Genomic DNA, 3,757 nt, shown 5'->3' with positions numbered 1-3,757 from the left:
CAACCCTTGCGCAGAGCTTTCTTGTATTCCGCCTCGCTGTCGCGCGGCTCCTCCGGCTCAGGCGCGTTGCTTCGCATGCGGCCTCAATATCTGTTTGGAGCGGAAACGGGTCATTTGGCGCTGTTTTCGTCCGGCTCTTCCTCACCGATCAACCCGGACTTTTTCAGCACCTCTTGGGACACTGCCTCGCAAATGTCGGCGTGCTCCTCAATGAAAGCCTTCACGTTCTCCCGTCCCTGGCCCAGGCGCTCCGAGCCGTAGGAGAACCAGGCCCCGCTCTTCTCGATGATCCCCAGGTCCACGGCCAGGTCGAGCAGGGATCCGCTGGAGCTGATCCCCTTGTCGAACATGATGTCGAACTCGGCCTCGCGGAACGGAGGGGCGACCTTGTTCTTGACCACCTTGACCCGGGTGCGCATGCCCGTAACAGTGTCGCCGTCCTTGATGTTCCCGATCTTGCGGATGTCCAGGCGCAGCGAGGAGTAGAACTTGAGCGCCCGTCCGCCGGTGGTGGTCTCCGGGTTGCCGAACATCACCCCGATCTTCTCGCGTATCTGGTTGATGAAGATCATCGAGGTGTGGCTTTTCTGGATCGTGGAGGTAAGCTTACGCATGGCCTGGCTCATCAAGCGGGCCTGCAGGCCCACGTGGCTGTCGCCCATCTCGCCCTCGATCTCGGCCCGCGGCACCAGGGCGGCCACCGAGTCGACCACGATCACGTCGATGGCGTTGGAGCGCACCAGCACCTCGGCGATGTCCAGGGCCTGCTCGCCGGTGTCGGGCTGCGAGATCAGAAGGTTGTCCAGGTCCACTCCCAGGCGGGAGGCGTAGTTAGGGTCGAGCGCGTGCTCGGCGTCGATGAAAGCCGCGGCGCCGCCCTTTTTCTGGCTGCTCGCGATCACGTGCAGGGCCAGGGTTGTCTTGCCCGAGGATTCCGGGCCGAAAATCTCGGTCACCCGGCCGCAGGGGATGCCGCCGATGCCGATGGCGATGTCCAGGCCCAGTGCGCCGGTCGAGATCGCATCCACACGCACCTTGGCCCCGTGCTCGCCCAGTTTCATGATTGCGCCCTTGCCGTACTGACGCTCGATGTGGCTGATCGCCAGGCCGATCGCTTTCTGCTTTTCCTGCTGGATATCTGCTGCCATCCGGCGCTCCTTGCGACAGGTTGATATTCGTGCAATTGTTTAAGAGGGAAGATATTACACCGGCAATGGCTTGTCAATAGCCTCACTCGGCGATTACGGCCGCGCTGCAGCGCGGACTGCCTCCGCCGTGTCGCTCCACCATCTCCGCGGTGAAAACGGCCCGGCCGAGCAGGGTCTGGCGCTCCAGGCCCGCCGGGGCATAGAGCACCACCAGGGCGCGCCGGGTGTCCGGACGGATCGAGGTGCGCTCGCTGTCCGCGGTCGGGCTGCCGAACGGCCCGGCCGAGTCGGCCAGGGTGTAGCGTCCGGCCACGTTGATTGCATCCTTGCGGATGCCGCCGAAGCTTTCGCCGGGCAGCCCCAGGCGCAGGGTGATCGAGCCCCCCTCGATCCGGTCCAGATCGAACAGACCCAGGGGCAGAAGGTAGTACAGGCTGCAATAGTTGATCGTGTCGACCAGAGAGTTGACCCGGTAAAGCTCCTTGCCCTTGATCACCCGGCGGATCAGGGCCTCCGAGGCCGGCCGCCAGCGGGTGGGGTCAACGCCAATCGCCTTGTAGAGCTGGCGTGCGGCCTCGATCCCCGGCACATGGCTGATCGTGGCGCCGCCGTAGCGGACGTGCAGCTCGCGGCAGAGCGGATCGAACAGCCCGCTCCACAGCCCGGCCCCGTCATCGATAGCCAGGCCCTCGACCGCGAAAGCTGCCAGGCGCACCGTGCCGCTCAGGGCGGGATCGATCCCGAGAGACGGTAAAGTCATGGCTGAAAGTTCCGGCTGGATTTGGCAGGTAAATGATAATGGGAATGCACCGCAGAGAAGATAAAACATCCGGCCGCCACGGGCAAGAAACAGGCAGGCCGCCCGGAGCATCCCCTCCGGGCGGCCTGTGTGGAACCGGGGCAGGGAAAACCTACTTTGGTTCGTTATCCCCGTTGTCCACGGTCAGCTTGCTGTAGGCGCCGAAATTGCCCGATTCCAGCAGTCTTTCCTGGATTTCCCGCGCCCGCACCCGCTGTGCGGCGGTCAGGCGGTAGTAGATCAGCAGGGCCACGCCGATCGCGGTCGAGGCGATGGCGGCGAAAAACAGGTCCTCGTCGCCGTAATGAAGAAAGATCGAGACAACACCGGCCAGGCCAACGGCCAGGAACACCAGGCCCCAACCGAGCGCCTTGTCGCCCGGCAGACTGATCTTCAGCGTGTTGCTGTCCGGGTTGATCCCCTGCTTGATCAGCTCGATGCGCTCGCTGTGACGGCGCGAAACCACGACCCAGACTATGAAAGCCGGCATTGTGAATACTAACAGCACCGCTAAGAAACCAATCATTTCCTCATTCATTCTTGCCTCCGGTTGAAGTTTATCGGGTTGAAACCGTTTTTGTTTCGTCCGTTCTGGTGAATATGACGAGACCCCTGCGGGGATGATTTCAACTTTTTTCAAAATTATCTAAAATTTTTTTGATATAAAAGGTATTGCCCGCAGAAAATAATCCGTCCTTGCCAGCTCCGCCTGAGGAAACCGCAGAAAAAAGTGAAATTATTCCCCGCCAGCCGTGGTCTTAGAAAATGAAAGCGGCCGGGACCTCAAAAGCATACGAATCCGGCTGGAGCGAGTTATATTGAAACAGGACAACTTCTTCCGGCCGGTGCGATGCCCAGTAACGCCACTTACGATTTCAGGACCATCCTTGCAGAATACCAGGACCGGGTGTACAACCAGGCCTGGCGCATGCTCGGCAGCCGCGAGGAGGCCGAGGAAGCGGCCCAGGACGCGTTCCTGAGGATATACCGTGGGCTGGAGGATTTCCGCGGGGAGAGCCAGCTTTCGAGCTGGATATTCCGGATCGTGGCCAATGTGTGCATCACCCGGCTGCGGCGCAAGCAGATGCGCATGGACAGTCTGGATGAGCCGGTGGAGGAGGGTGGTGGCGGACGGGCCGTGCTGGAGAGCCTGGCCGATGATAGCCTGAACCCCGAGGAAGAGCTGGAGGCCGAGCAGACCGCCGAGAACCTGCGGGCGCAGGTGAGGCGCCTTCCTCCGCTCTGGGCCCAGGCCATAAGCCTGCACCATTACGAGGGCCTCTCATACGAGGAAATAGCCGAGGCGATGCAGATTCCACGGGCCACGGTGGCTACCTACATCCTGCGCGGGCGCCGTCAGCTGGCAAAACAAATGATTGCGGAAACAGGTGAAAACGCTATACATTAGAGGTTGAAGGGAGGGCGCGATGGATTGCAGAGAGTTCGACAGATGGGTGGCCGAGTACGCCGAGGGTGCGCTCGACCCGGAGCTGGCAGCGCGTATGGAGAACCACCGGGCCGGGTGCCCGGCCTGCGCTGAGCTGGCCGCGCTGAGCGAAAGGGTGCTCCTGGCCCTGGACGAGGCCCCGACGGTCAAAGCGCCGGCCGGGTTCAGCAACCGGGTGCTGGCCGCGGTGGCAGTGGAGGAGAAACGTCTCGCCGCCGAGCAGGCGGCTTACTTCCGGATGCTCAAGCGCAGCCTGACCGCGCTGTTGATCCTGGCAGGTTTCTGCGGCACTTCCCTCTACTTCTGGATCGGTAAAGCGGTCAGCCAGCCGATTGAGAATGCCGCCGCAAGCCTGGAGGGCAG

At 62.2% G+C, this 3,757-nt stretch carries 5 protein-coding genes; 2 read left to right on the top strand and 3 right to left on the bottom strand.

What is annotated here, in order from left to right; all coding sequences use genetic code 11:
* Positions 1-110: 110 nt before the first annotated feature.
* From recA to LLH00_11230, 3 genes are all read right to left on the bottom strand, one after another.
* Positions 111-1,148: a recombinase RecA gene (gene recA, locus LLH00_11240; protein MCE5271843.1), complete on the bottom strand. Its 1,038-nt coding sequence runs from the start codon at positions 1,146-1,148 to the stop codon at positions 111-113.
* Between the two features lie 82 nt (positions 1,149-1,230).
* Positions 1,231-1,908 (bottom strand): hypothetical protein, encoded by a 678-nt coding sequence (locus LLH00_11235; protein ID MCE5271842.1) that lies wholly within the window; start codon positions 1,906-1,908, stop codon positions 1,231-1,233.
* Between the two features lie 151 nt (positions 1,909-2,059).
* Positions 2,060-2,485 carry a hypothetical protein gene (locus LLH00_11230; GenBank protein ID MCE5271841.1) on the bottom strand — a complete coding sequence of 142 codons (426 nt, stop codon included), beginning with the start codon at positions 2,483-2,485 and terminating at the stop codon, positions 2,060-2,062.
* A gap of 312 nt (positions 2,486-2,797) precedes the next feature.
* Between LLH00_11230 and LLH00_11225 the strand changes: the two genes are divergently transcribed.
* Together LLH00_11225 and LLH00_11220 are read left to right on the top strand one after the other, a co-directional pair.
* A complete protein-coding gene (locus tag LLH00_11225; GenBank protein MCE5271840.1) occupies positions 2,798-3,355 on the top strand; it encodes a sigma-70 family RNA polymerase sigma factor in 558 nt (185 codons plus the stop codon).
* Between the two features lie 19 nt (positions 3,356-3,374).
* Positions 3,375-3,757 (top strand): zf-HC2 domain-containing protein (locus LLH00_11220; protein MCE5271839.1); only part of this gene is annotated, 383 nt, incomplete at its 3' end.

Source organism: bacterium (assembly GCA_021372515.1).
Taxonomy (GTDB): Bacteria; Gemmatimonadota; Glassbacteria; order GWA2-58-10; family GWA2-58-10; genus JAJFUG01.
Note: the sequence above shows the minus strand (reverse complement) of the source record. Positions and strands in the feature narration are given on the sequence as shown.